Genomic DNA, 1,240 nt, shown 5'->3' with positions numbered 1-1,240 from the left:
CATCACCTGAATGCTTGCGATTGAGTTACGGGAACTATTTTCCCAGAATTCAAGCGCTCCATATAGTCTTTGAGTTCAGTGACTACTTTGCCACAGAGGAAGTAGGCACCGAAAAGATTAGGTAAACCCATAGCATTAAGCATACTATCACTGAAATTAAACACTGGTTCTGGGTTAGCAAAAGTTCCAATAAAGATGCTGATCAAAAATAATACTTTGTAGACAATTAAAGTTCTCGAACCAAACAAATAATCCCAAGAAATTTCACCGTAGTAACTCCATGAAATCATGGTAGAAAAAGCAAAAAAGAACACACAAATGGCTAGGAGCATTGGAAACCAACTAATTACACTCCCAAAAGCAGCGGCGGTCATTTCGGCACCACCGAAGTTAGCAAACTCAGGATTTTTGTATACCCCAGTGATGACTATTACTAAAGAAGTCATATTGCAGACGACCACAGTAACAATAAAGGGTTCGAGTAGGGCTAAAATTCCTTCCCGCACTGGTTCCTGAGTCCTGGCAGCGGCGTGAGCAATAGGAGATGTACCAATACCTGCCTCATTAGTAAAGGCTGAACGCCTTAATCCCTGTACTAACGCCCCAATCAAACCCCCCTCAACGGCTTGGGGAGAGAAGGCTTCTGTCACAATAGTTTCGATGGCAGATGGGATGGTGGAGAAATTGACCATCAGAATCCACAGGGATGCCAAAATGTAGATCCCACACATGACGGGGACGATGGTACTAGCCACTAAGCCAATACGTTGAATGCCACCAATAATAACCAATGCCACTAGAGCAACCAGAATTAAGCCATAAAACCAGCCTCGATTGATCAGCCAGGGAACTACGCTGGCCGTTATTTCCAAGGATTGGTTAGCTTGAAGCATACTCGAACCACCAAATGACCCAGTAATGCACAAGATGCAGAATACGATGCTCACGATTTTGCCCAGTTTTTGATATCCCATTTCGGCTAAACCAGCCGAGATGTAATACATTGGACCACCAGCTATCGTTCCGTCCGGTCTGACCACTCGATATTTTTGAGCCAGGGTACATTCTACAAATTTACTGCTCATGGCGAATAACCCCGCAAGGGTCATCCAGAACGCAGCTCCTGGTCCTCCGATACTGATGGCAAAAGCAACACCGCCAATGCTACCGAGTCCAACACCAGCGGATAGGGCAGTTGATAGAGCTTGAAAGGAAGAGATTTCACCGTTTTGGTTGGGTT

At 45.0% G+C, this 1,240-nt stretch carries 1 protein-coding gene; it reads right to left on the bottom strand.

The window, feature by feature from the left end; translation table 11 throughout:
• Positions 1-2: 2 nt before the first annotated feature.
• The coding region (locus tag F6K49_RS50410) for an alanine/glycine:cation symporter family protein (RefSeq protein WP_293110400.1) at positions 3-1,240 on the bottom strand (1,238 nt) is incomplete at its 5' end.

Source organism: Moorena sp. SIO3I6 (assembly GCF_010672095.1).
The sequence above is the reverse complement of the archived record's forward strand: the minus strand, read 5'-3'. Positions and strand labels throughout refer to the sequence as shown.